The 23225-nt window shown below is 54.1% G+C and carries 17 protein-coding genes; 7 read left to right on the top strand and 10 right to left on the bottom strand.

The window, feature by feature from the left end:
- Positions 1–46: 46 nt before the first annotated feature.
- On the bottom strand, positions 47–1531 hold the full coding sequence (locus WKR14_RS03825) for an inorganic triphosphatase (protein WP_248952493.1): 1485 nt from the start codon (positions 1529–1531) through the stop codon (positions 47–49).
- Between the two features lie 232 nt (positions 1532–1763).
- Here WKR14_RS03825 and WKR14_RS03820 point away from each other — a divergent pair, with 232 nt between their 5' ends.
- The 4 genes from WKR14_RS03820 to putA all read left to right on the top strand — a co-directional run bounded on the left by WKR14_RS03820 (position 1764) and on the right by putA (position 7893).
- Positions 1764–2444 (top strand): TIGR00153 family protein, encoded by a 681-nt coding sequence (locus WKR14_RS03820; RefSeq protein WP_039034527.1) that lies wholly within the window; start codon positions 1764–1766, stop codon positions 2442–2444.
- A 27-nt stretch (positions 2445–2471) separates the two neighbouring features.
- Entirely contained in the window at positions 2472–3740 is a 1269-nt protein-coding gene (locus tag WKR14_RS03815; protein ID WP_101052656.1) for an inorganic phosphate transporter, read from the top strand.
- 127 nt (positions 3741–3867) lie between these two features.
- Positions 3868–4446 carry a TIGR04211 family SH3 domain-containing protein gene (locus tag WKR14_RS03810; protein WP_101052658.1) on the top strand — a complete coding sequence of 193 codons (579 nt, stop codon included), beginning with the start codon at positions 3868–3870 and terminating at the stop codon, positions 4444–4446.
- A gap of 255 nt (positions 4447–4701) precedes the next feature.
- The gene (putA, locus tag WKR14_RS03805; protein ID WP_226563757.1) at positions 4702–7893 is read left to right on the top strand and encodes a bifunctional proline dehydrogenase/L-glutamate gamma-semialdehyde dehydrogenase PutA; all 3192 of its coding nucleotides are present in this window, start codon (positions 4702–4704) and stop codon (positions 7891–7893) included.
- A gap of 75 nt (positions 7894–7968) precedes the next feature.
- Here the strand turns inward: putA and WKR14_RS03800 are convergent, their stop codons facing one another.
- Together WKR14_RS03800 and WKR14_RS03795 are read right to left on the bottom strand one after the other, a co-directional pair.
- Positions 7969–9198, bottom strand: coding sequence for a dicarboxylate/amino acid:cation symporter (locus WKR14_RS03800; protein WP_101052662.1), 1230 nt, complete (start codon positions 9196–9198; stop codon positions 7969–7971).
- A gap of 230 nt (positions 9199–9428) precedes the next feature.
- Entirely contained in the window at positions 9429–9692 is a 264-nt protein-coding gene (locus WKR14_RS03795) for a hypothetical protein (RefSeq protein ID WP_101052664.1), read from the bottom strand.
- Between the two features lie 432 nt (positions 9693–10124).
- Here WKR14_RS03795 and WKR14_RS03790 point away from each other — a divergent pair, with 432 nt between their 5' ends.
- Complete coding sequence (locus WKR14_RS03790) at positions 10125–11423, top strand: DUF5666 domain-containing protein (protein WP_101052666.1); 1299 nt, start codon at positions 10125–10127, stop codon at positions 11421–11423.
- 67 nt (positions 11424–11490) lie between these two features.
- Here WKR14_RS03790 and WKR14_RS03785 read toward each other — a convergent pair whose 3' ends face one another.
- The 5 genes from WKR14_RS03785 to WKR14_RS03765 all read right to left on the bottom strand — a co-directional run bounded on the left by WKR14_RS03785 (position 11491) and on the right by WKR14_RS03765 (position 17517).
- Positions 11491–12036 carry a NifB/NifX family molybdenum-iron cluster-binding protein gene (locus WKR14_RS03785; RefSeq protein WP_339087397.1) on the bottom strand — a complete coding sequence of 182 codons (546 nt, stop codon included), beginning with the start codon at positions 12034–12036 and terminating at the stop codon, positions 11491–11493.
- A complete protein-coding gene (locus WKR14_RS03780; RefSeq protein WP_025888568.1) occupies positions 12033–12323 on the bottom strand; it encodes a DUF134 domain-containing protein in 291 nt (96 codons plus the stop codon). Before WKR14_RS03780 ends, WKR14_RS03785 begins: the two co-directional genes overlap by 4 nt.
- 154 nt (positions 12324–12477) lie before the next feature.
- Entirely contained in the window at positions 12478–14223 is a 1746-nt protein-coding gene (cydC, locus tag WKR14_RS03775; RefSeq protein ID WP_339087396.1) for a heme ABC transporter ATP-binding protein/permease CydC, read from the bottom strand.
- Between the two features lies 1 nt (position 14224).
- Entirely contained in the window at positions 14225–16114 is a 1890-nt protein-coding gene (gene cydD, locus WKR14_RS03770; protein ID WP_339087395.1) for a heme ABC transporter permease/ATP-binding protein CydD, read from the bottom strand.
- Positions 16115–16470: 356 nt separating this feature from the next.
- Entirely contained in the window at positions 16471–17517 is a 1047-nt protein-coding gene (locus WKR14_RS03765) for a DUF3626 domain-containing protein (protein WP_234556373.1), read from the bottom strand.
- A 223-nt stretch (positions 17518–17740) separates the two neighbouring features.
- Between WKR14_RS03765 and WKR14_RS03760 the strand changes: the two genes are divergently transcribed.
- On the top strand, positions 17741–19240 hold the full coding sequence (locus WKR14_RS03760) for a DEAD/DEAH box helicase (RefSeq protein ID WP_144167907.1): 1500 nt from the start codon (positions 17741–17743) through the stop codon (positions 19238–19240).
- A gap of 140 nt (positions 19241–19380) precedes the next feature.
- On the top strand, positions 19381–20766 hold the full coding sequence (dbpA, locus tag WKR14_RS03755) for an ATP-dependent RNA helicase DbpA (protein WP_101052678.1): 1386 nt from the start codon (positions 19381–19383) through the stop codon (positions 20764–20766).
- A 189-nt stretch (positions 20767–20955) separates the two neighbouring features.
- Here the strand turns inward: dbpA and WKR14_RS03750 are convergent, their stop codons facing one another.
- Both WKR14_RS03750 and pqiB read right to left on the bottom strand, forming a co-directional pair.
- Positions 20956–21558, bottom strand: coding sequence for a PqiC family protein (locus WKR14_RS03750; RefSeq protein WP_101052680.1), 603 nt, complete (start codon positions 21556–21558; stop codon positions 20956–20958).
- Between the two features lies 1 nt (position 21559).
- Positions 21560–23224 (bottom strand): intermembrane transport protein PqiB, encoded by a 1665-nt coding sequence (gene pqiB, locus WKR14_RS03745; RefSeq protein WP_101052702.1) that lies wholly within the window; start codon positions 23222–23224, stop codon positions 21560–21562.
- Between the last annotated feature and the right edge of the window lies 1 nt (position 23225).

Genomic DNA, 23225 nt, shown 5'->3' with positions numbered 1-23225 from the left:
CTTAGTGCTTACTCACGAGCGATTCGTCCGGAACTCTTACCAGGCATCAGCGCCAGTATGGATGTTGCTGCAGCGCCATCTTACGGGATTGTTCCATAGCAAAAGTCAAACTCTGCTGTTTGTCGGCCAGGGCTTCGGCAAACTCAGGCGCCAACTGCTCGGCCATGACATAAGCGCCAAGACTAATGATCCCTTGACTCAAATCCTGCCAGGGCGCGCGGAAACTATCACGAGCCTTGGATGAGTAGAGACTGCCATAGGCCAGCCCCACCAAAATACCTTCATCTAAAGCGGCAGCCAGATTCAAATAATCATCACGACTGAGTTCATCCCCCGGCATGGCCGCGAGCAGCTTTTGCCAGGAAGCCTCCTGCAGACCGTCACAGGTTCCCCGCAAACCTCCGGCCACGACTATCTGCATCTCACCACTGGCGAGCTCGAGCAACATGTTCACCAGTTGCAACTGCAGCTGACCATAGCGGCAATCCTGCCATAGCGCTTGCAAGCGGCTGCGGAAATCCATCTTTTGCAGCTGTTGCAATGCCCGTTCACGCACATCATCTGCATCGGCCAACTTACCAAGCAGCAACTTATCCTGGGCCAAACGCGTGAGATAATTGGCTTCTGTTACAAAGCCGAGTTGCTGCTCCAGCCAGGCAAATCCCGCATCTGTCTGGCTGTTGCCCAGAGTAAACTGCCCCAAAGTCAAGCGCAGCAGGCGCACACAAGAGCGCAGACGCTGCCACAAGAGCGCTTGCCCTGACGGATCATCAAAACTCTCGGCAATCATCCCCTCCAGCAATTGCCAACGCTCCAACGCCGTTTCCAGCACCACCAAGAGTGTTGCCTTGATATCACTATCACAAGGCAGGCTGATATATTGCAGCGCCTCCAACGCCAGTGGACTGGCCTGCTGCGCCAGGCGATAGCCTCGCTGCGCCTTACTGGCCTTCCCCAGGCGCAGAGGCACATTGGCTGCCACCAGCTGTGCCAGCGGTAAGAGATCGGCCGCCCGGCCCCGCTTGAGTTCAAACTCCAACTCACAAAGCGATTCGCTCCGTCCCCCGGCAGTGATAGTGCCGGTATCCAGTGCCAGCTCTATCAGACTCTCCCCCTGAACAACCAACCAGCAGCAACGCTGAAAATCGGTATGAAACAGGCAACCGAGCCGGGCTTGCAGTGCGTCGATGTCGGTATTCTCAGGCCAGATTTCAGCAGGAAACAGCGATAAAATAGGGCTGTTAACATCAATATCGACATTGTATTCCGGTCGACTGTGGATCCCACCGCTGACCCGGCCGGCTGTTTTTATGGTCTGTTCCCGCTTGCCGTCACATCCGCGGACTCTAAGCCCCATATCCAGCTGACGCAGTGCCAGCTCGGGCGTATCATAATAGCCATTACTCAACTGTCGGCATCCCTGGGGTGTGGCGGCAGGTAAGGAGTTCAGAAATGTAGTCAGGTGACTGACTTCTGCGGCGGGGAAAAAGAGCTTAAGTTCTATCTCATTTTGTTGATTGTCGGCATCCATGGTGCACTACTGCTCATTTTGTCATCAAAAATTCATCATCTCGTCATGCAAAGGTCACAATGTCATATTGTTGTCACAAAAATGACCTAGGATTATCCTGTCGGGTGATATATAACCCGATAGAATAAAAACTGACGTGTTTTCTGTAAAAACACAGTTTCAATAAGCGGACGCTTGGGTTAACATTCGCCCGCATTTCCAATAGTGGAATAACCTAAATAGGTAAACGGCTATGCCAGTAAACTCTATTTTAGGCGTGTTTGCAAAATCGCCGATAAAACCTCTGCAAGAGCATATAGACAAAGTATACGATTGTGCTTCGCTACTCGTGCCCTTCTTCGAAGCGACCATAGCTGAAGATTGGGACAGTGCGGTCACTATTCGCAAGAAGATCAGCCAAGAGGAAAAAGAAGCTGACTTTCTTAAACGCGAAATCCGCCTGACACTGCCAGGTGGCTTGTTTATGCCAGTAGAAAGGACTGACTTACTGGAGCTCCTGACCCAACAGGACAAAATCGCTAATAAAGCTAAAGATATTTCCGGTCGAATCATCGGCCGCCAACTGCTTGTTCCTCAAACCATCCAAACCCCATTCATCGCTTATTTGCAGCGCTGCCTGGATGCAGTCGCCCTGGCCAAAGAAGCGATCAACGAGCTCGATGATCTGCTGGAAGCAGGCTTTAGAGGCCGTGAAGTGGATTTGGTAGCCAAAATGATCAGTGAACTCGATGCTATCGAAGAAGACACTGATGATCTGCAAATTCAGGTGCGTCGACAGCTGTTCGCCATGGAAGCTGAACTTAATCCTATCGATGTCATGTTCCTCTATAAGATAATTGAGTGGGTTGGTGACCTGGCAGATCTTGCCGAACGTGTCGGTTCCCGCCTTGAGCTGATGCTGGCTCGCGTCTAACAAACAAAAGGTTATCAAGGTAACAACATGGTTGATGTATTAGTCACCTATGGCCCATGGCTCATAGGTATCGCGGCTGTTTTCGGGTTTCTTATGGCCTGGGGCATTGGGGCCAACGACGTAGCAAATGCTATGGGTACGTCTGTTGGTTCAAACGCTATTACCATTAAGCAAGCGATTATTATCGCAATGATCTTTGAATTCGCCGGCGCCTATCTGGCCGGTGGTGAAGTCACTAGTACCATACGGAAAGGGATCATAGATTCCGCTTTCTTCATAGATAGTCCCGAGCTACTGGTCTACGGCATGATAGCCTCTCTGTTGGCTGCGGGTATCTGGCTGGTAGCCGCATCAGCTCTGGGCTGGCCGGTTTCCACCACTCACTCTATCGTGGGAGCCATCATAGGCTTTGCCGCTGTGGGTGTTGGCACTGAAGCCGTTGCCTGGGGCAAAGTCGTTGGTATCGTTGGCTCTTGGGTCGTCACCCCGGCCATCTCAGGCTTTATCGCCTTTATGATTTTCCAGAGCGTACAAAAACTGATTTTCAATACTGAAAACCCTTTGGAAAACGCTAAACGTTATGTGCCTTTCTATATGGCATTTGCCGGCTTTGTGATGTCCTTGGTTACCATCACCAAAGGATTGAAACACGTTGGTCTCAAGTTCAGCACTGTAGAAGCCTATCTGTTGGCACTGGCGATCGCCATTCTGGTGGGTATTGCGGGTAAAATCGCCATCAGCCGTCTGAAGATGAGCAGCAAAAATGATCGCCAGACCAACTTCGGCAACGTTGAACGAGTCTTTGCCATTCTGATGGTTGTTACCGCCTGTTGTATGGCTTTTGCCCACGGCTCCAACGACGTGGCCAACGCTATTGGCCCATTGGCTGCAGTAGTTTCTGTGGTAAACAGTGGCGGTGCCATTGAAGCCAAGGCACCGCTGGTTTGGTGGATCCTGCCTCTGGGTGCCGTCGGTATCGTTATGGGACTGGCCATCTTCGGCAAGCGCGTAATGACCACCATAGGTAAGAATATTACTCACCTGACCCCAAGTCGTGGCTTTGCCGCCGAACTGGCCGCGGCCTCAACCGTGGTTATCGCCTCGGGTACAGGCTTACCTATCTCTACCACTCAAACTCTGGTAGGTGCGGTATTGGGTGTGGGCATGGCCAGGGGTATTGCCGCCATCAATATAGGTGTGGTTCGCAACATTGTAGTTTCATGGGTCGTGACCCTACCAGCCGGTGCCGGCCTGTCTATTCTGTTCTTCTTCACTATCAAGGGTGTGTTCGGTTAACAGAAGTAGCATTAGAAATCACGGTAAATATCATGATTATAAGAGGGAAGTCGAATGACTTCCCTCTTGCATTGAAGCCTTCAAATCCCTAGCATGTGGGCAGTATTTTGCGACAGAGAATGACTAAGTGTTAAGACTCCTGACTCTCATAGGGATGATGCTCCTGTCTCCCACCCTATTGGCCCAAGGCCAGACGCGCTATATTTCGGACGATGTCTACATCTACATTCATGGTGGACCCGGCACTCAATACCGGATCCTGGGTAGTATTGAAGCCGGTCAACAGGTAAGCGTTTTACCTGAGCGCCAAGGCGATTACACCAAGATTATCGACCATAAGGATCGCGAAGGCTGGGTTCTGACCAGCATGATATCCAAAGACAAATCGCTGCGTTTTCGCGTCTCTGAGCTGGAAAGCCAATTGACCGAAGCCAAAGGCCAGCTCGCTGGGCTTCAGAACGAAAATGGCGATTTCAAGGGCGAGCTGGGTAGCCTCAAGTCTCAGTTGAGCAAGGCCCAGGCAGAACTGGCAGAGGCTAGCACAGAACGCGATGAAGCCATTGCCAAGCTCAAGTCAATGAAAGATAACGAACGTTTTCGTATGTGGCAGGAAGGCGGACTTATCGCCGCCCTGGGTTTAATCCTCGGGGTCATTCTGGTTTACATGCCAAGACCACAGCGACGCAAGAAAGATCGTTGGATGTAATAGCATTTTTCCCCTTCTCAAAGGCCAGTGTTTAAAACCACTGGCCTTTTGTTTATGTGACTTTACAGCTGGGGTGCGTAAAGCCAATTAAACAATTTTCACATTCCCGCCAAGATTGGTGTCACAGATCACATTTTGATTGTATAATCGGCGCGCGCAAGCGCCAATATTGTATACAAAATTAATAAAGCGTCTTTTGCGTCAGACATATTCCAGGTAATTCGAGCAGTCATTAACTGCCCCCAACCGGCTTAGATGGAAGCGATAACTATGTTCAAAGCGAGTGAAGTTCTGGCAGGCCACTATGATAGCGCCAATCTCGACGAACTCTTTAAAGCCATCAGTGACAACTATATTGTCGACGAAGAGCAATATTTGTCCGATCTGATCAAGCTAGTCCCGTCGAGTGACGAAACCATTGAGCGTGTGACCCGTCGCGCCCACGACTTGGTCAGCAAGGTTCGTCAATATGACAAAAAAGGTCTGATGGTAGGTATAGACGCTTTTTTACAGCAATACAGCCTTGAGACTCAGGAAGGCATCATACTCATGTGCCTGGCCGAAGCCCTGCTGCGGATCCCGGATCCGGAAACGGCCGATGCCCTGATTGAAGACAAGCTCTCAGGAGCCAAATGGGACGAGCATCTGTCAAAGAGTGATTCAGTATTGGTCAACGCCTCGACATGGGGCCTGATGCTGACGGGCAAAATCGTCAAACTGGATCGCAACCTGGATGGCAGTCCAAGCAACTTATTGAAGCGCTTGGTTAATCGCCTGGGTGAGCCGGTGATCCGTCAAGCCATGTATGCCGCCATGAAGATCATGGGCAAACAGTTCGTACTCGGCCGCACAGTTAAAGAAGCACTAAAAAACAGTGAAGACAAGCGCAAACAGGGCTATACCCACTCTTACGACATGCTGGGTGAAGCCGCACTGACTCAGAGAGACGCCCAGAAATACTTCCAGGATTACTCCCACGCCATCAGCGAATTGGGGGCCCAGCAGTACGATGAATCCCAGGCGCCCAGACCGACGATTTCCATCAAGCTGTCGGCGCTGCATCCCCGCTATGAAGTGGCCAATGAAGACAGAGTCATGTCCGAGTTGTATGCCACAGTGATCAAGCTGATTGAGCAGGCTCGCAGCCTGAATGTCGGTATCTCTATCGATGCCGAAGAGGTAGACCGTCTTGAGTTGTCGCTCAAGCTGTTCCGCAAGCTATACAACTCTGAAGCCGCCAAGGGTTGGGGCCTTTTGGGCATAGTGGTGCAGGCATACTCCAAACGGGCCCTGCCTGTACTCCTGTGGCTAACCAAGCTTGCCAAAGAGCAAGGTGATGAAATCCCGCTGAGACTGGTGAAAGGCGCTTATTGGGACAGCGAACTCAAGTGGGCTCAGCAGGCAGGTGAAGCCGGTTACCCCCTCTACACCCGCAAGGTGGGAACGGATCTGTCCTATCTGGCCTGTGCCCGCTTCCTGCTGTCGGACAAGACCCGCGGTGCCATCTATCCACAATTTGCCAGCCATAACGCCCAGACAGTCGCTGCCATCAGCGATATGGCCGGCGATCGTGAGTTTGAATTCCAGCGTCTGCACGGCATGGGACAGGAACTATACGACACTATTTTGGCGGAAAGCCGAGCTCGCACCGTCCGAATTTATGCGCCGATAGGTGCCCATAAAGATCTGCTGCCCTATCTGGTGCGCCGTCTGCTGGAAAACGGTGCCAACACTTCATTTGTGCATAAGTTGGTGGATCCCAACACGCCTATCGATTCACTGATCACCCACCCTCTGGTGACAGTCAAACAATACAAAACCCTGGCCAATAACAAGATAGTGAAGCCTGCCGACATCTTTGGCAGCGAACGCAAAAACTCCAAGGGACTCAATATGAACATTCTCTCTGAAGCCGAACCCTTCTTCGCGGCGCTGGATCAATTCAAGACTCATCAATGGCATGGCGGCCCGCTGATCAATGGTGAAACCCTGAGCGGCGAGTCAAAGGCGGTTGTCAGCCCCTATGACACAACACAAACCGTCGGTCAGGTGGTTTTTGCCGACAACCAAGCCGTCGAGCAGGCCATCAGTTCAGCCGTCGCCGCTTTCCCTGCCTGGTGTCGCACACCGGTGGCACAGCGCGCCAACGCGCTGCAAAAACTGGCCGACCTGCTGGAAGAAAATCGCGAAGAGCTGATAGTGCTCTGTACCCGCGAAGCAGGCAAGAGCCTGCAGGACGGCATAGATGAAGTCCGTGAAGCCATCGACTTCTGCCGCTACTATGCGGTGCAGGCCAAGAAGATGATGAGCAAGCCCGAGCTGCTCCCTGGGCCGACCGGTGAATTGAACGAGCTGTTTGTTCAAGGCCGCGGTGTCTTTGTCTGTATCAGCCCCTGGAACTTCCCGTTGGCAATTTTCCTCGGTCAGGTGACTGCTGCCCTTGCTGCCGGCAACACAGTTATCGCCAAACCAGCCGAGCAAACCTGCCTTGTGGGTTACCGCGCCGTACAGCTGGCCCATGAAGCCGGGATCCCCAAAGAAGCGCTGCAATTCCTGCCGGGCACAGGCGCCAGTGTCGGCGCCGCACTGACCAGCGACGAACGTATCGGCGGCGTCTGCTTCACAGGTTCTACCGGCACGGCCAAGGTGATCAACCGCGCTCTGGCTGCCCGCGAAGGCGCCATCATTCCACTTATCGCCGAAACAGGTGGTCAAAATGCCATGGTGGTGGACTCCACTTCCCAACCGGAGCAAGTGGTCAACGATGTGGTTGCCTCTTCCTTTACCAGCGCTGGCCAGCGCTGCTCGGCGCTGCGGGTACTCTATCTGCAGGAAGATATCGCCGAACGGGTGCTGGAGATCCTCAAGGGTGCCATGGATGAACTCAGCATTGGCTATCCAGGTTCAGTGAAGACAGATGTCGGCCCGGTGATCGATGCCACAGCCAAGGCCAATCTCAACGCCCATATCGAGCACATAAAACAGGTAGGCAAGCTTATCAAACAGGTGGAGCTGCCCGCTGACTGCAAGGATGGCCATTTCGTTGCGCCAACCGCGGTGGAAATCGATTCCATCAAGGTGCTGGAGAAAGAACATTTCGGCCCGATACTGCACATTATCCGTTTCAAAGCCTCAGAGCTGGACAAGGTGATTGCCGATATCAACAGCACAGGCTTTGGCCTGACTCTGGGGATCCACAGCCGCAATGAAGGCCACGCCCTGAGCGTTGCCGACCGAGTCAATGTAGGTAACGTCTATATCAACCGTAACCAGATTGGCGCTGTGGTGGGTGTACAGCCCTTCGGTGGTCAGGGGCTTTCCGGCACAGGCCCCAAGGCTGGCGGGCCACACTACCTGACCCGCTTTATGACAGAAAAGACCCGCACCAACAACATCACAGCCATAGGTGGCAATGCCACTCTGCTGTCACTGGGTGATGCGGAATAATCTCCACCCATGAAAAAAGCCAGGAATAGTTTCCTGGCTTTTTATTACCTGCTCGCGGCAAACAAACTCACGCTATCAGCTCTTGGCTTCCTCGGGACAAAAGTTGTCCATCACCAGAGCGCAGGCGGCATCGCCGGTAATATTCAGCGATGTACGTATCATGTCAAATACCCGGTCGAGGGCAAACAGCAGTGGCAGTCCATCAATAGGGATCTTGGCCGCCAGTAATACGGCCACCACCAGGAAAGAAGGTCCCGGCACCCCGGCCTGGCCAATAGCGCCCAAAGTGGAAGTGAATATAATAGCCGCATAGGCGGCAAGGCTCAGATCAATGTTATACATTTGAGCAAAGAACATAGCGACCAAACCATAGTAAATGGCGTTGCCGCTCATATTGATGGTGGCGCCCAACGGCAATACGAAAGAAGCTGTGGCTTTTGAGACCTTCAACTCCTGCTCACAAGTTTCCATATTCACCGGCAAGGTTGCCATGGAGGAAGCCGTAGACAAGGCCATCACCTGGGGCTTTTTCATTGCACTGATAAAGCGCGCCGCCGACACCTTGGAAAACAGCTGCACCATCAAGGGGAAGAAGATGAAACCGTAAATCAAAATCGCCCCAACGAAGACGATGAACAGTTTAAATACCACCTCAAGAGCGTCAAAACCAAAGGTGCCGACTGAGTCGGCCATCAGACCGAATACCCCTATGGGTGCCACCAACATGACACAGTTGATCATCCAGACCATAGCCTCTGTGATAGCATTGAGCGCCCCAAGGATCGGCTTGGCCCCATCGCCCTTGACCTTGGTCAGTGCTATGCCAAAGAAGATACTGAACACCAGGATCTGTAAAATATTCCCCCCGGTCAGCGACTCAAACACATTGGTTGGTATCATGCCAATGAAAGTATCCATTACACCTGGTAGATCACCCTGTTCTTTGGTGACTTCCATTAGGTCAGTCATACTGTGAGCAGTAAAATCAACCCCCTTACCAGGTTGAAACAGGTTTCCCAGCACCAATGCCAAGGTGACTGCGATCCCCGAAGTCACAATAAAGAAGCCGAATGTTCCTAGACCGATTTTCCCAGCCGAAGGGGTATCCCCCAGACTGGCTGCACCTGAGATGATAGCCACCAATACCAGCGGTATGACCAACATCTTGATCAAATGGATAAAAATAGTCCCCAATGGGGCAAACATGCTGGCATCCTCACCAAACCACCAGCCGACAGCCGCCCCCAAAAACATGGCAATCACGACTTGCACGCCGATATTGCCAATCCAGTGTTTGTTATTCATTGTTATGTCTCCGCCGCACAAGGGCGTCATCTTGTCAAAATCAAAGCGGGCAAAGGTACCACATTCAAGCCAATCGCTTCCGTGAGTTTTCTCGACTCAGGCTCAACAATTAGTCAAAAATGGCAAAAGATGCAAAGAGAATTTAAAATATTCAATTCTCTTTGCATTTTAATGAGGAAAGCTTAAATAAACTCGCTTTATAACGGCTTAGAATAGAGATATCTCAACAGCTACAAATGAGTCGAGACAGCCAAGGCTGCTGCTGCAGCCAACCCTACCAGCACTATCCAAACAATGGCATTGCCGCTTCCTGGCTCTTTGTCGGCCAATTCCAGTTCCGGATGCCCCTGCAAATAGTCATCCACCTTCTTTTTTGCCTCTTTCAGGCTCAGGTTATCTCGTTCTCGCAGGAGTTTAATCGCATGAATCGTCTGCCTGTCTTCCAGTAGACTGATCACTTCCAAATCCAAGGAACTCTCTTTGGTGAGGGTCATAGTATCTTCCTGATTAGTGGGGGACGTCATTGTCACAACTTTTCTAATACTGATAACTGTAGCTATAAAAAAGCATAGTTCCAAGTAGTAACTTGTTCTCTTTTTTAGCTATTCAGAGTCTCCCACTGCCTGGACACCTCCCTTATAAGCCCTCTAAAAATCATACTACTTGCGATTTAAGTTGGCTTGGGATGTGAACAAAAAGTGTATAGACAGCATGTTTGTCTGCCGATTGCAGTAAATCACGCTGATTTAAACCTTAACTGAATTCAAAAACCAAACACATCTGCAGAGGAATTTTCAAAGTAACCCTCTATTTTTTAACGACAGCATACGATCATTAATAAACTTTCATCCCGCCCTAATCTTAACCTCATCTGCAGTTGTTTATCCTGCCGCCGCTTTAAAAACCAAGACCCTAAGGAGAACAGAATGCAAAGAAGCATATGGCTGGTTCCTCTCGTTGCCGGACTGAGCGCCTGTGGCGGTTCAGACTCCAATGAGTCGAACAATCCCGATCCCCAACCGCCGGTTGCCACTTTGGCCAAGACTATCCAAGGTACCCTGCAAAAGGTCGATACGGATACGCTTTGGGTCAATGGTGTGGCAATCCCGGCGGCCAGGGCCAGTGTTGAAATCAATGAAACCAAGGCCAGCCTCACTGAGTTGAAGCCCGGTATGCAGCTCAACATCAAGACAGATGGCAACAGTGCCATCAGCGTAGACTATGACCCTGTGCTGGTTTCCCCGGTGAGCGCAATTGATGCCGAGCAGGCTATTGTGGCCGGTTACCAAGTAACTGGACTTGACCTCAGTAAAGTCAAGGCAGGTGATATAGTTGAACTCAGTGGTTACAACCTGAGTGATAGTCAGTTCAAGGCCACCTATTTTGCTATCGACAATGACAGGCAAGAGATGGAAGTTGAAGGTCGGGTAAGCAAGCTGGACACTCATCTGAAGCAGTTCTATCTCGGTAATATGCAGGTGGACTATGGTGCCAATGCCGTTCAGGTAGATGACACGCTGGCCAATGGTTCCTGGGTAGAAGTTGAAGGTCAATATCAGGGTGAAGTATTACTGGCTTCTGAAGTGGAAGTCGAACGCGCCCCGGATTTGGACAAGGGCACTGAGGTAGAACTCGAAGGTCAGGTTACCTGGGTCAACGAGTTGCAAACCCGCTTCACCTTGAACCAAAAATGGCAAGTGACACTGGATGGTAAAACTCTCTATGAAGATGGCACTGTTGCCGATCTCAAACCCGGTGCCTTGGTCGATGTGGAAGGCCTGTGGCAAGACGATACTCAAGAGCTGAAGGCCACCGAGATTGACTTTGAAAAACAGAGTCAGCCACCAGTGATTGCAAGCCACGCTTTTGAAGTTGAAGGCAAGGCTGTGTATGAGGCCGGTGTATTCAGCATCAACGGCATAGCGCTGACACTCACGCCTCAGACCCGCTTTGAAGATGGTTTGAACCAAGCCAGCCTCAACGGCACCTGGGTACAGGTTGAAGGATCAGAGCAAAATGGCCAATTCCTGGTAATGGAAATCGAACCTGAGGTGCAGGAAGCGGACATAGAGCTCAAGGGCTTGGTCAATGATGACGGCCAAGGCGCCAGCCTCTGGGGTTATAAGGCCAGCGACGACAGCCTTGCGCCTCATATTGGCAAAAGGGTCGACCTGGAATGCCGCTTAAGTGGCGAACTGCTGAGCCAGTGCCGCCTGGATGATTGACAACACAAGATGACAAAAGAGTGCCGGCTTTCTGCCGGCACTCTTGTTTCTATTTCTGTAGACGGCTTTATCGCAAAGGCCTGAAGCCTGCGTAACTCAACTTGCCTTGCTGGTTTAACGGGTCACCAAGGGGTTTTAATTTGGCCTCAGTGCGGCTCTTACAGCCACAGCCGCCACCACAACCGCCTTTCGCTTCCGCTTCATGGCCATGCTCATCACCATGGCAACCACAGCCACCACCACAGCCTCCTTTGGCTTGATGTTTGAGTGACGGACGTCCAGCCGCAGCACTGGTCAGCCGTAACTGAATATCACTGGCCGCAACCAGCAAAGCGGCTATATCGCTGCTCTCTTTGCCGGGCCGACAAACGCTGATGCCACCATCGAGCAGCTTACCCAACATTCGCTCGCCGATTTGATCCACCAACACAATGCGGCCGCCTTTGTCCTTGATAAGTTGCAGCATCGCCTTTTTGGCGGCGCAGTTGCCGCCTGCGGCTGCCGGATTATCCAGGGTAAAACAGTAGTTGTGCTTGTTATCATAAAAGGCCAGTTCTTTGGCCTTGGTAAAATGCCCGGCCAAGCGGCCCCGGCTCAAGGGTATCACTATCATCTCTGTTCCTCAGTGTGGGGCAACTCCAGCATCTGTCCCTCTATCAGGGCCTTGGCCAGCTTATGGCGTGCCTGCTTAATCAAGTTGCCAAAAGTCTGCCTGGATATCCCCATCTGCTCGGCGGCCTCTTGTTGCGCCAGACCGCGAAAATCGGCCAACGCCAGGGCCTCAAACTCATCGGCAGCCAACGCGACCGCCTCCAGGGCTGAGGCCGGAATGCCGTTGGGTTTGTAGAAGCGGCAGGGCGTGCCATGCTGCAGGCGGCGGCATTTTCTGGGTCTGGGCATGGGAGTATCCTTATTTGTTATTGGCATATGCCAATAACTCTATTCTGACTTTGAACCTGTATGGGATCTGTGATCCAGGCAAGAATTTTGCGTTTTTAAAGAAAAAGGGATGCCGATGCATCCCTTTGAATAAGCTAACTTGAACCTCTGCGGCTCAGTGTAACCTCTGATACAGGGCGCTGTAGGCTGGCGACTCCTGCAGCAGTTGCTCATGGCTACCACTGGCCACTATCTTGCCTTCATCCAACAGGTGAATGGCATCCATCTGCGCCATACCGGTTAGGCGATGACTTATCATCACCAGCGTCTTGTCTTTGGCAAACTGCAGCAGCAACTTGAGGATCTCCTGCTCGGTACGCCGATCCAGCCCCTCTGTAGGTTCATCAAGCAGCAGCAGCGGCGCATCCCGCAGCAATGCACGAGCCACGCCGATCCGGCGCTGCTCGCCACCGGATAGCTGACGCCCGCCCTCACCTATCCAGGCATTGAGCCCCTCGCCCGCAAGCAGCCCCTCCAGCCCAACTTGGCGCAGCACCTCGGCTAACGTGTCATCGGTAACTTTTTCCGGCAAGGCCAGCTGCAGGTTATCTCTGAGACTGGCGCTGAGCAGTTGTACCCGCTGACTGACCACTGTCATGGAAGCCCGCAAGGTCTTTTCATCCAAGGAGGCCACAGGCACGCCGCCCAGCAGTATCTCCCCCTGCTGCGGCTGCCACTGACGGGTTATCAAGGCCAGCAGGCTGGACTTACCCGAGCCGGTTTTCCCAAGGAGCGCCACCTTGCTGCCCGCCGGCACCTGCAGCGACAAGCCTTGCAGCACTGGCTGGGTATCTGTGTAACCGAAATGCACATCTTTGATGCTAAGGGCGCCGCTATCGGGCATGGCTGCCGAGACGGCAGGGAATTCAATGTCGGAGCGCTGCTCTGTCAGCTCGGACACCCGCTTGGCAGCCAGGAGCACAGAAGACAGATGTTGAAAGGCGCCGGCCAGCGGCATCATCATCTCGATACAGGCCAGAGTGGCAAACAAGACCATGGCCAACAAAGGCCCGGGAGGCACGGCCGGCCCAACACCTGCGGCAGCAAACCAGAACAGCAACAACACCAACAAGCCGTGACAGAGGATCAACATGGCCTGGCTCAGGCCGGTGATCGCCGCCATCGCCTTCTGACTGGCAAACCAGCTCTGCTCGGCGCGGTCGAGTTCCGAGCGAAAGCTTTCAGCAGCGCCGCCTTTGGCATCGGAGAACAAACTCAGCTCCGCCTGGCCGGACAACCACTCCAGCAGCCGTACCCGGTAGCAGCGCCGCGCTTCAATCAACTCGCGCCCGGGCTGCCTGCCAAGCAGATAGAACACACTCGGCAACAACAACCAACTGAGCAAGAGGCCAGTACAAAGCAGGATGGCCAAGTTGAGATCAAACCAACCGATAAAGGCGGTCAATGCCAACAACATCAGCAAGAAGGCCGTCAGCGGCGTCAACAACCTCAGATACAGGTGATCCAGCGTGTCGATATCGGCCACCAAACGGTTGAGCAGATCGCCGCGGCGCATTCCGGAGAGATTGCGTTCACTCAAAGGCAGCAAAGAGCGCCAGGCCCACAACCTGAGATCGGTCAGGATCCTGAAAGTGGCCTCATGGGTAGCCAGCCTTTCACCGTAGCGGCTTGCCGTGCGGGCAATGGAGAGGAAACGCACCCCGCCCGCCGGAGTAAAGTAGTTGAAGGCTTCCGCCGTCACCAGAGCCAGACCGGCCACTGCGGTAGCAGATAAGAACCAGCCGGAGAGCGACAACAGGCCAATACCGGCCATTAGGGTCGTTACTGTCAGCAGCAGGCCGACAAACATCATCAAAGACTGGCGGCGGAACAGCCGGATAAAGGGCAGTAACAGCTTCATCTCAACGCTCCTCCCCTGACTCTGGTTTTGACTCTGACTTTGACTCAGACGCGGGTTTTGAGTCTGACCCGGCTTCCGACTCAGCGGCCGCGGCAATCGGCGGTGCCGATGCCTTTGGCGTATCATCGAGGGAGACCGCCAGCGGCAGCTCATCCAACATCTGCGCCAGCAAGCCCGGCTGTGCTTTGAGTTCGGCAAAGGTGCCCTGCTGCACCAGTTTTCCGTGATCCAGCACCAGGACTCTGTCCATCCGATCCAGTTGATCCAATCTGTGGGTCACCACCAGACAGCTCTTACCGGCCATCGCCTGCCACAGTGCACTCAGCACCAGTTGTTCACTCTGGCTGTCGAGGCTGGCGCTGGGCTCATCGAGCACAAACAGCTGCGCCTGACGCCCAAGAGCGCGGGCCAGTGCCAACCGCTGCGCCTGCCCCACAGACAGGCCACCGCTGTATTCATCCAATTGATGCGCCAGCCCATCCGGCAAGGCGCGAACATAGTCGGCCACCTTGGCCTGTTGCAGATAATCCCACAATTGCGCCTCGGTCAATTCGGGCTGGCCGAGGCGCAGATTATCGGCGATGGTGCCGTGGAACAGCTGCGGATTCTGGCCAAGCCAAGCGATACGGCTACGCCAGGCGGCAGGATCCAGTTCGGCCAGTTCAATACCATTGAGCTTTAAGCTGCCCTCATAGGGCAGAAACCCCAGCAGAGCATTGAGCAGGCTGGTTTTACCGGCGCCACTCGGGCCCACCAAGGCCAGCTTCTCGCCCGCCGCTAAGCTAAAACTCAGCGGCCCCAGTAAAGGCACGCCGTCTATGCTCAACACCTTGAGATCCCGGGCCTGCAGTTCAACGCTCTCACCGGGGAGGGGCTGTTCGCCACGCTTGAGCGGCTCAGGCAATTCCAGCAGTGCCATCAAGGATTCGGCGGCGCCTACCGCCTGGGCCTTTGCATGGTAGTGAGTGCCCATGTCGCGCAGCGGCTGATAAAACTCAGGTGCCAAAATCAGCACAAACATCCCGGTAAACAGGCTGATACCCATGCCGTAATGGCCAAAGTCCAGGTGCCCCAGATAGCTGAAACCGAAGTACACCGCCAAAATGGCGATGGATACCGCGGCGAAAAACTCCAGCACGGCGGAGCTGAGAAACGCCATTCTGAGCACCGCCATGGTACGCTCTCGAAAATCTTCCGAGGCCTTGCCTATGGCGCGCTGCTCCGCTTCGGCGCGATAGAAAAGCTTGAGCGTTGGCAAAGCCTTGAGGCGATCCATAAAGTGGCCGCTCAATTGCTGCAGCGCGCCGAAATGCTTGCGGTTGGCATCGGCGGCGCCCATGCCGACCAAGACCATAAACAGTGGAATAAGGGGAGCAGTGCCGAGCAAAATCAGGCCACCGGCCCAGTTGATGGGGAACACACATACCAAGATGATCAGCGGAATAAAGGCCGCCAGGCTCATCTGCGGCAGGTAACGGCCGTAGAAATCCTGCAAGTCTTCTATCTGTTCCAGCACTATACTGGCCCAACTGCCGACAGGCTTGCCATTGACAAAGGCCGGCCCCAGACGCTCAAGCTTATTGAGCACAGCGGCGCGCATCTGCTCTCTGAGGCGTCTGCCGGCCTCGAAGCTGACTCGCTCTCTGAGCCAAGCGATAACGGCTCGCAGCAGCACCAAGGTGGCAAAGGCCAACATATGCGGAATAAATGCCTGTCTCTCTAGCTCGTCGATAATCAGCCCCTGCAACACAGTGGCCAGCACCCAGGCCTGACCCACCAGCGCCAAGCCGTTGAGTACGCCCAACAACACAGAGAGTTTAAGGAAGGGGCCACAGGCAGATTGTTGCGCTTTGAGCCAGCGACCGAGTTGTTTCTCTAAGGATTTGTCCATGGGATCCTACTGCAAAATCAGCTAATGACGCTGTTGCTGCCAAAGCAGCAAGGTAATAGCTTGACCTAAGGCGAATCGTTCGGTAGGCAAGCAGTATCGCAGGCATCGTCAAGGGAATAAACCCGTTGCCAAGGAACTGTTACCGGACTCACAAAATTTGCGCCAGATCAAAAAAACGCACCATAAGCCAAGCAGCTTAACCCCAGGTTAACGACATCCCCGCTATCTACTTAACGCTAGTTCTACTTAACGCTAGAGGGTCGCTTCGATGGCACAGCTACCGCCGTGAGCACACAGTGCATACTCACGGGGTAATACCAGCTCAATCGAGACGACCGACCAGAGATGGAGTGCCCTCAACGGCTGTGACCAAAACGCACCAGCACATGCCACAGCAACTTGAGCTGCTGCTTGAGCTCGGTTTCATTGCCATGCATGCGCCACTGCTGCGGATCTTTATGCAGTGCCAGCGCCGCCTCTCCGATCAGACGGGCATCGAGCTGGCCATCCGGTGCCACCAAGGCGGCGAGTTTGGGCATGGCGGCACCGCGAAAGTCAGGCGGCACCTCATCAACCGGCATTTGATAGCCCTGATGCCAACACAGCTGCAGTCGGTACTTGTCACACAAGCGCTGCATCAGGATCTCCATCTCAGTGCCTTTGAATGCCGGATCGGCCACCAAGTGAGTCAGGTCTTCACCTATCACCAGCTCACCATGGCATTGAGCCTCAATATAATGATCCAGGTCACCGCTCATGGGGCGCTCAAACCTGGCTGCCACCCCCAAAGGTAAGGCATCAACTAGATAATCAACCAAGGCCGCCGGGCGCAACTGACTTACACCCAATGCCGAGCTTCGCTCAAAGCACTCGTTGAACAGCGCAGCAAAAATATCTTCAAAGCAGGCCGCAGTGCCTTTTTCCCTGGGCTCACGGCAGGAGTCCAGATAGCTGAACGTGCAGCGGTGCAACAACGCAGGTGATGACAACAGATAACAGCTGCCGAAACGGGCCGAAGGGCCATTTTGATGCATGCCCAGATCCAGGGCGCCGTATTTGGGGCGCCCTCTGGCACCACGATAACAGTCGCCGAACAGCTGGTTTTCCCAATGATCTCGCGGACCACCAACCTGAGGCGAAAGTTTGCCGTTGGATACCCGGGTTTCAAACTGGGTCTTGTAAATACCATCGGCCAGCATACCGGCCAACACGGGCCAGCCGCGGGAATCGATTCTGTCCGGGTGAAAATGAAAGGCGATACGGCCATGTTGAGCCAGCATATTCAGCCCAAGAGCGAGCCGTGCCGTATCGATGGCGGACATCGACTGCACATTCTTGATCACGCTCAGGGCATACTCCCTGCGGTGCAGCGCCTGTGCCTGTATATGCTCTATTGCCCTCATACACCTCACCGAGTCGAGGCCTGAATTTGGCTCTTGCTTTTCCAAGATAGGTTAAGCGGCTGCTTTGCAACAGTAAAAATTAAGACAAGTATAAAATAAAAGGGTTCAAGTTGGCTGCAATTAGCACTTTGGCCGCAAATGCTGTAAGCTTGCCGCCTTCGCCGCAACGCTGTGCACTGCGGCTCCCATATCTCAGCTCCGCGCTGTCAATTGAGAAGATTGCATGAGTTTTGCCTCCCTGGGCCTGTCGGCCCCGATTTTGAACGCTGTCGCCGAACAAGGTTACTCCACTCCATCCCCCATTCAAGCCCAGGCCATTCCCGCAGTATTGCAGGGCCGGGATGTGATGGCTGCCGCCCAGACAGGGACAGGCAAAACCGCCGGCTTCACCTTGCCTTTGCTGGAGCGTCTCAATGGTGGCATTCGTCCGCGGGGCAACCATATCCGCGCTTTGGTGTTGACCCCCACCCGTGAGCTGGCCGCTCAGGTGGCCGAAAGCGTCAGTCTCTATGGCAAGCATCTGGATCTGCGTAGCTCAGTGGTCTTTGGCGGTGTTTCCATTAACCCGCAGATGCAGACCTTGAGAAAAGGGGTCGATATCCTGGTGGCCACACCGGGGCGCCTGTTGGATCTGTACCAACAAAATGCCATCAAATTCGGCCAGCTGGAAGTGCTGGTGCTGGACGAGGCCGACCGCATGCTGGATATGGGCTTTATTCACGACATCAAAAAAATTCTGGCTTTGCTGCCAGCCAAGCGGCAAAACCTGATGTTCAGTGCCACCTTCTCTGACGACATTCGCCGCCTGGCAAAGGGCTTGGTGCACGATCCCGCCGAGATCTCAGTGGCTCCGGCCAACAGCACCGCCGAGCGGGTGAGCCAGAAGTTGCACCCGGTAGACAAGTCAAAGAAATCGGCGCTGCTGACCTCGCTTATCAAAGAGTACAAGTGGCAACAGGTACTGGTGTTTACCCGCACCAAACACGGTGCTAACCGTCTGGCCAAGCACCTGGATGGCAAAGGGATTGGCGCCGCCGCCATCCACGGCAACAAGAGCCAGGGTGCCAGAACCAAGGCACTGGCCGATTTCAAGAGTGGCAAGGTCAAGGTGTTGGTTGCCACAGATATTGCCGCCCGCGGCCTGGATATAGATCAATTGCCACAAGTGGTTAACTTCGATCTGCCCAATGTGGCCGAAGACTATGTGCACCGCATCGGCCGTACCGGCCGCGCCGGTGCCAGTGGTCAGGCAGTGTCTCTGGTAAGTGCGGAAGAATTCAAGCAACTCAAAGACATAGAGCAGCTGATCGGCAAGACTATCGAGCGTGAAATCGTCAATGGCTTTGAACCTCAGGAAGCCTTGCCGGAATCGCGACTCAACCCGAACAAGATAGGCCCGAAAAAGCCCAAGAAGCCGAAAAAGCCCAAAGAGGGACATCAGGATGGCCAGCGCAGCGGCAACCTGGACAAAGGTAATGGCAACAAGCCGGCCAATGCTGAAAACCGCCATCGTCGTCCGGCCCAGGGCGCCAAGACCGAGGGTTCAAGTGCCAGACGTAAGCCCACAAACGCCAAGCCTCAGGGCGGTCGCTCCCAGGAGAGTAAGCCGCAAGGCGCCGGCAAGGGTAATAGCGGCTCAGGCCAGCCGCGCAATAACCAGGGCAGAACATCACAGCAACGCGACTCACAAGCGCGCGGCTCCCGGCAAAGAAATGAGCGCTAAGCTCAATCAAGCCTGAGATTGAAAGCCCACTCGAGTGGGCTTTTTCAATGCCGCAAGATTAGTCTGCCTAAAAACCATCCCCGCCTGTTACAATACCCCTTTACCATTTTTGCTCCATTTGCGAGCCCATAGGACACAGCTTGAGTGATTTACCTTTTTCCAGCCTGCCGTTGAAACCCGCCCTGCTGGCCACCCTGAACGATCTTGGTTTCACCGCCATGACCCAGGTTCAAGCCGCCAGCCTGCCGGCCATTATTGAAGGCCGCGACGTGTTGGCTCAGGCGAAAACCGGCTCGGGCAAAACGGCGGCCTTCGGTCTTGGGCTGTTGAATCGACTCAATGTGAAACGTTTTCGGGTTCAGTCCCTGGTGCTCTGCCCTACCCGGGAGCTGGCCGATCAGGTGGCCAAGGAGCTGCGCCGTTTTGCCCGCGGCATTCACAACATCAAGATCCTGACCCTGTGCGGCGGCGTGCCTGTGGGGCCACAGATAGGCTCGCTGGAACATGGCGCGCACATTATAGTTGGCACCCCGGGGCGGGTACTGGACCACCTGCAGAAGGGGCGTCTGGATCTGGGCGAATTGCAGCAACTTGTGTTGGATGAAGCCGACCGTATGCTGGAGATGGGCTTTGCCGATGCGCTGGAGCAGATAAGCGCCTATATGCCGGACAAGCGCCAGAGTTTGCTGTTCAGCGCCACCTTCCCGGAGCCGATTGCCGAACTGGCCCGCGCCATGATGGATAAGCCGCTCAGCATCAAGTTGGAGCAGCAACATGATCAACTCAGCATAGCGCAGCAGTTTATCGAAGTGACGGACACCGCCTCCAGGCTGCAAGCGGTGGAAGCATTGCTACTGGCCCACAGGCCGGAGAGTGCAGTTATATTTTGCAATACCAAAAGAGAAACCCAGGAGCTGGCCGACAGCCTGGAGCAGCAGGGCTTCAGCGTGCGGGCACTCCATGGCGATCTGGATCAGCGCGAGCGCGATCAAGCTCTGGTGCAGTTTGCCCTCAAGAGCGTGGTGGTGTTGGTGGCCACAGATGTTGCCGCCAGGGGCCTGGATATCGAAGCCCTGGATCTGGTGATCAACTATCAACTGGCGTTCGATCCCGAAGTGCATGTGCACAGGGTCGGTCGTACCGGCCGCGCCGGTGCCTCGGGCCAGGCCGTCAGCCTGGTAGGCCCCAAGGATGGCATGCGAATGGCGCTGCTGGAGGATATCTTCGGCCCGCAAACCATGAGCGAACTGCCAAAGCCCGGCAATTATTCCTCAGCGCCGATAAGAGCGGCCATGCGCTGCATCCGCATTGAAGGCGGCAAGAAGCATAAGCTGCGCCCGGGGGATATTCTCGGTGCTATCACAGCCGACAACCGCCTGACCGGCGCCGATGTGGGCAAGATACAAATTCAGGATATCTGGTCTTATGTGGCGGTGCGCAGCGAGTGCGCCAATACCGCAGTCAAATTACTGAGTGAACGCAAGCTCAAAGGCAAGTCGTTCCGCGCCTGGGCGATGAAACCTTAAACCGAAACCATCAACACCGCCAGCGGCGGTGGTTTAAGGATGATAAAAATGCCTGCATCACTTTGCAGGCATTTTTATGTTTATCCACATAGCGGCAGTCTGCTGATGCTGCCAGCCAAATAGCGTTAGGCAAAAGCCATCAGCAAGCCTCTGGCATTAGTCAGCAAGTTGGCTGCGTTCAACAGTATTTTAGCGCGTGGAAGCCAAACTCTGTTCGCTAGTGAGATTCAGGCTCGCAATCCCGGCATCAATATCCCGCGCCAGCTTTTCAAGCCCCAGGGAGAGGCTCTCCACCAGCGCCGGGTATCCGTCTGAAGTCAGGGGCACGTCATAATGAAAGTCGGCCTGCAACACTTGTTCGCCGGAAGTCTTACTGATGCGCCAATGGCCCCCAATCAAGGCATCGCCGCTGTATCGTCCGTGAAACTCGTTGAAACTTAAAGTCAGGGTTAACGGCTGCTGCGCCGGTATATTGACCGAGGCCTCACGTGGGCATTCATTGGCCAACAAAGATACCATCTTGACCTTTATCTGCTCAGTGATATCACCGGCCCACAGATGCTGACGGGCGATAGCCAATTCATGGTTTGAAACCTGATAAACCAAACCATTGCCCGCCAGAAAGTCGGCCATTTCCACCCCGGCGAGGCGCCATTGACACTGGCGCAGATGGGATGTTGCTCTCGTTTCAGAAGTTGCCTGCGGCGCTTTACCCAAGAAATAAGTGGTTACCTGGGGTTGGCTGGAGCAGCCGGCCAATACCAGCAGTAGAGAAAACAGGATAATTCGCATATCAATCGGCCTTTTTCGGTGTCGGATCAGCGGCAGTATCTGCCCCCATGATCAAGAGGTTGGGTTTTTCATTCAGTTGCCGTGACAAGGGCTGCAACTCCCGCATCACAGCCTTGAGCTGTTTCAGGCTGGATTGCAATTCGGCGTACATGGCCGAGTCCTGACCATAGTCCTGCGCCATCCCTTGAAATTCCCGCAGCGTGTTTTGCAGCTCACCCGGTAAGGCCTGCATCTCCTGTTGCTTAAGCAACTGCTCCAATTTTTGCCCCACCTTGTCCCATTGCGCCAAGGCGGCACTGGTGTTTTCCAGGGTATGGTTGACCCCCTGGAAAGTGCTCTCCAGTGGTAAGTTATTTAATTTGCTGATCAGTTGCCCCACCTGCTTTTGTATTTCGGCCACTCCGGCACGCTTGGTGGGAAACAGTGGATACTCCATAAAAGTTCCGGCCTGGTATGGCTCGGCATCCGGATACAGATCCAAGTCGATGAACAGCGCGCCGGTTAACAGACTTCCTGTCTTGAGGCTCGCTCTCAGGCCCGCCCCCAAATCTCTGTCTATTTCTGAGCGCAGCTGCTCAAGCCCCGCCGACTCGGCGTTTTCAAATACCCGCGCCAGCTCAATTCTGACCAATACCGGAATGGTGCCATTGCTGAGTCCTGCGCCATGAACACCATACTGCTGCAACGTCAGCGGTGCCTTGACCACTTTACCTATGGTAATACCGCGGAATTCGACGCTGGCGCCTTCATGCAGCCCCCGCACCGACTCATCAAACAACATGACATATTCCAAATACTGGCTATAAAGACTCTGACTAGCCAGCTCCCGCGAGTCATAGAGACGGAAATGGTCCTCACCATCCTCAACCTTTTCCCCGGCCAAACGCCCCTCAGGCAAGCCAAAGCTGACGCCTCCTCTGAGCAATGACTCCAGGGAACCCACCTGCAGATCAAGCCCCTTGGCGGACAGCTGCATATTCAGCCCCGATGCCAGCCAAAATTGGCTGTTGCTGCGCACCAATTCATCATAGGGTTTATTGATAAACAGCTGGTAAAACGCCTGGCGTTTATCGGTATCAAAGCCGGTGCTTTCCACTCTGCCGACTGTGAAGCCTTCGTAGAGTACAGGGTCGCCGACGCCAAGCTTGCCCGCCTGGCGGCTATTGAGCACGACCCTGATGCCCTGTTCATCGGCCGAGGCTACCGGAGGGTGCTCCAGTACATTGAACTCATAATTGGCGACGGCAGATCTTCCCGGCTCCAACTCTATGTAGGCACCGGACAACAAGGTATCCAGTCCTGTGATCCCCTCTTTGCCGATTCTGGGCTTCACCACCCAGAAACGAGCGTCTGTAGTCAGCATTCTCTCGGCATCCGGAGACACTCTTGCCGTCGCGATAATCGCGCTGTAATCATCACTCAATTTAATGCTCTCAATCACACCAACATTGACATTACGTGACTTGAGAAAAGTTTTACCCACCTCAATGCCTTCTGCAGTCTTGAGGTGAAGCTTGATCTCACTGCCAAGCTGATCGAAGTAGTCATAAAGCATCCAGCAACCAATCACCAGTGCAACTATAGGTATCAGCCAAACGGCAGACACCTTGGCGCTTGGGGACTCTTCGGCCCGGACATATTCATCATTTAACATAGATTCACTCATA

The sequence above is a fragment of the Shewanella chilikensis genome (genome assembly GCF_037953065.1).
Lineage (GTDB): Bacteria > Pseudomonadota > Gammaproteobacteria > Enterobacterales > Shewanellaceae > Shewanella > Shewanella chilikensis.
Note: the sequence above shows the minus strand (reverse complement) of the source record. Positions and strands in the feature narration are given on the sequence as shown.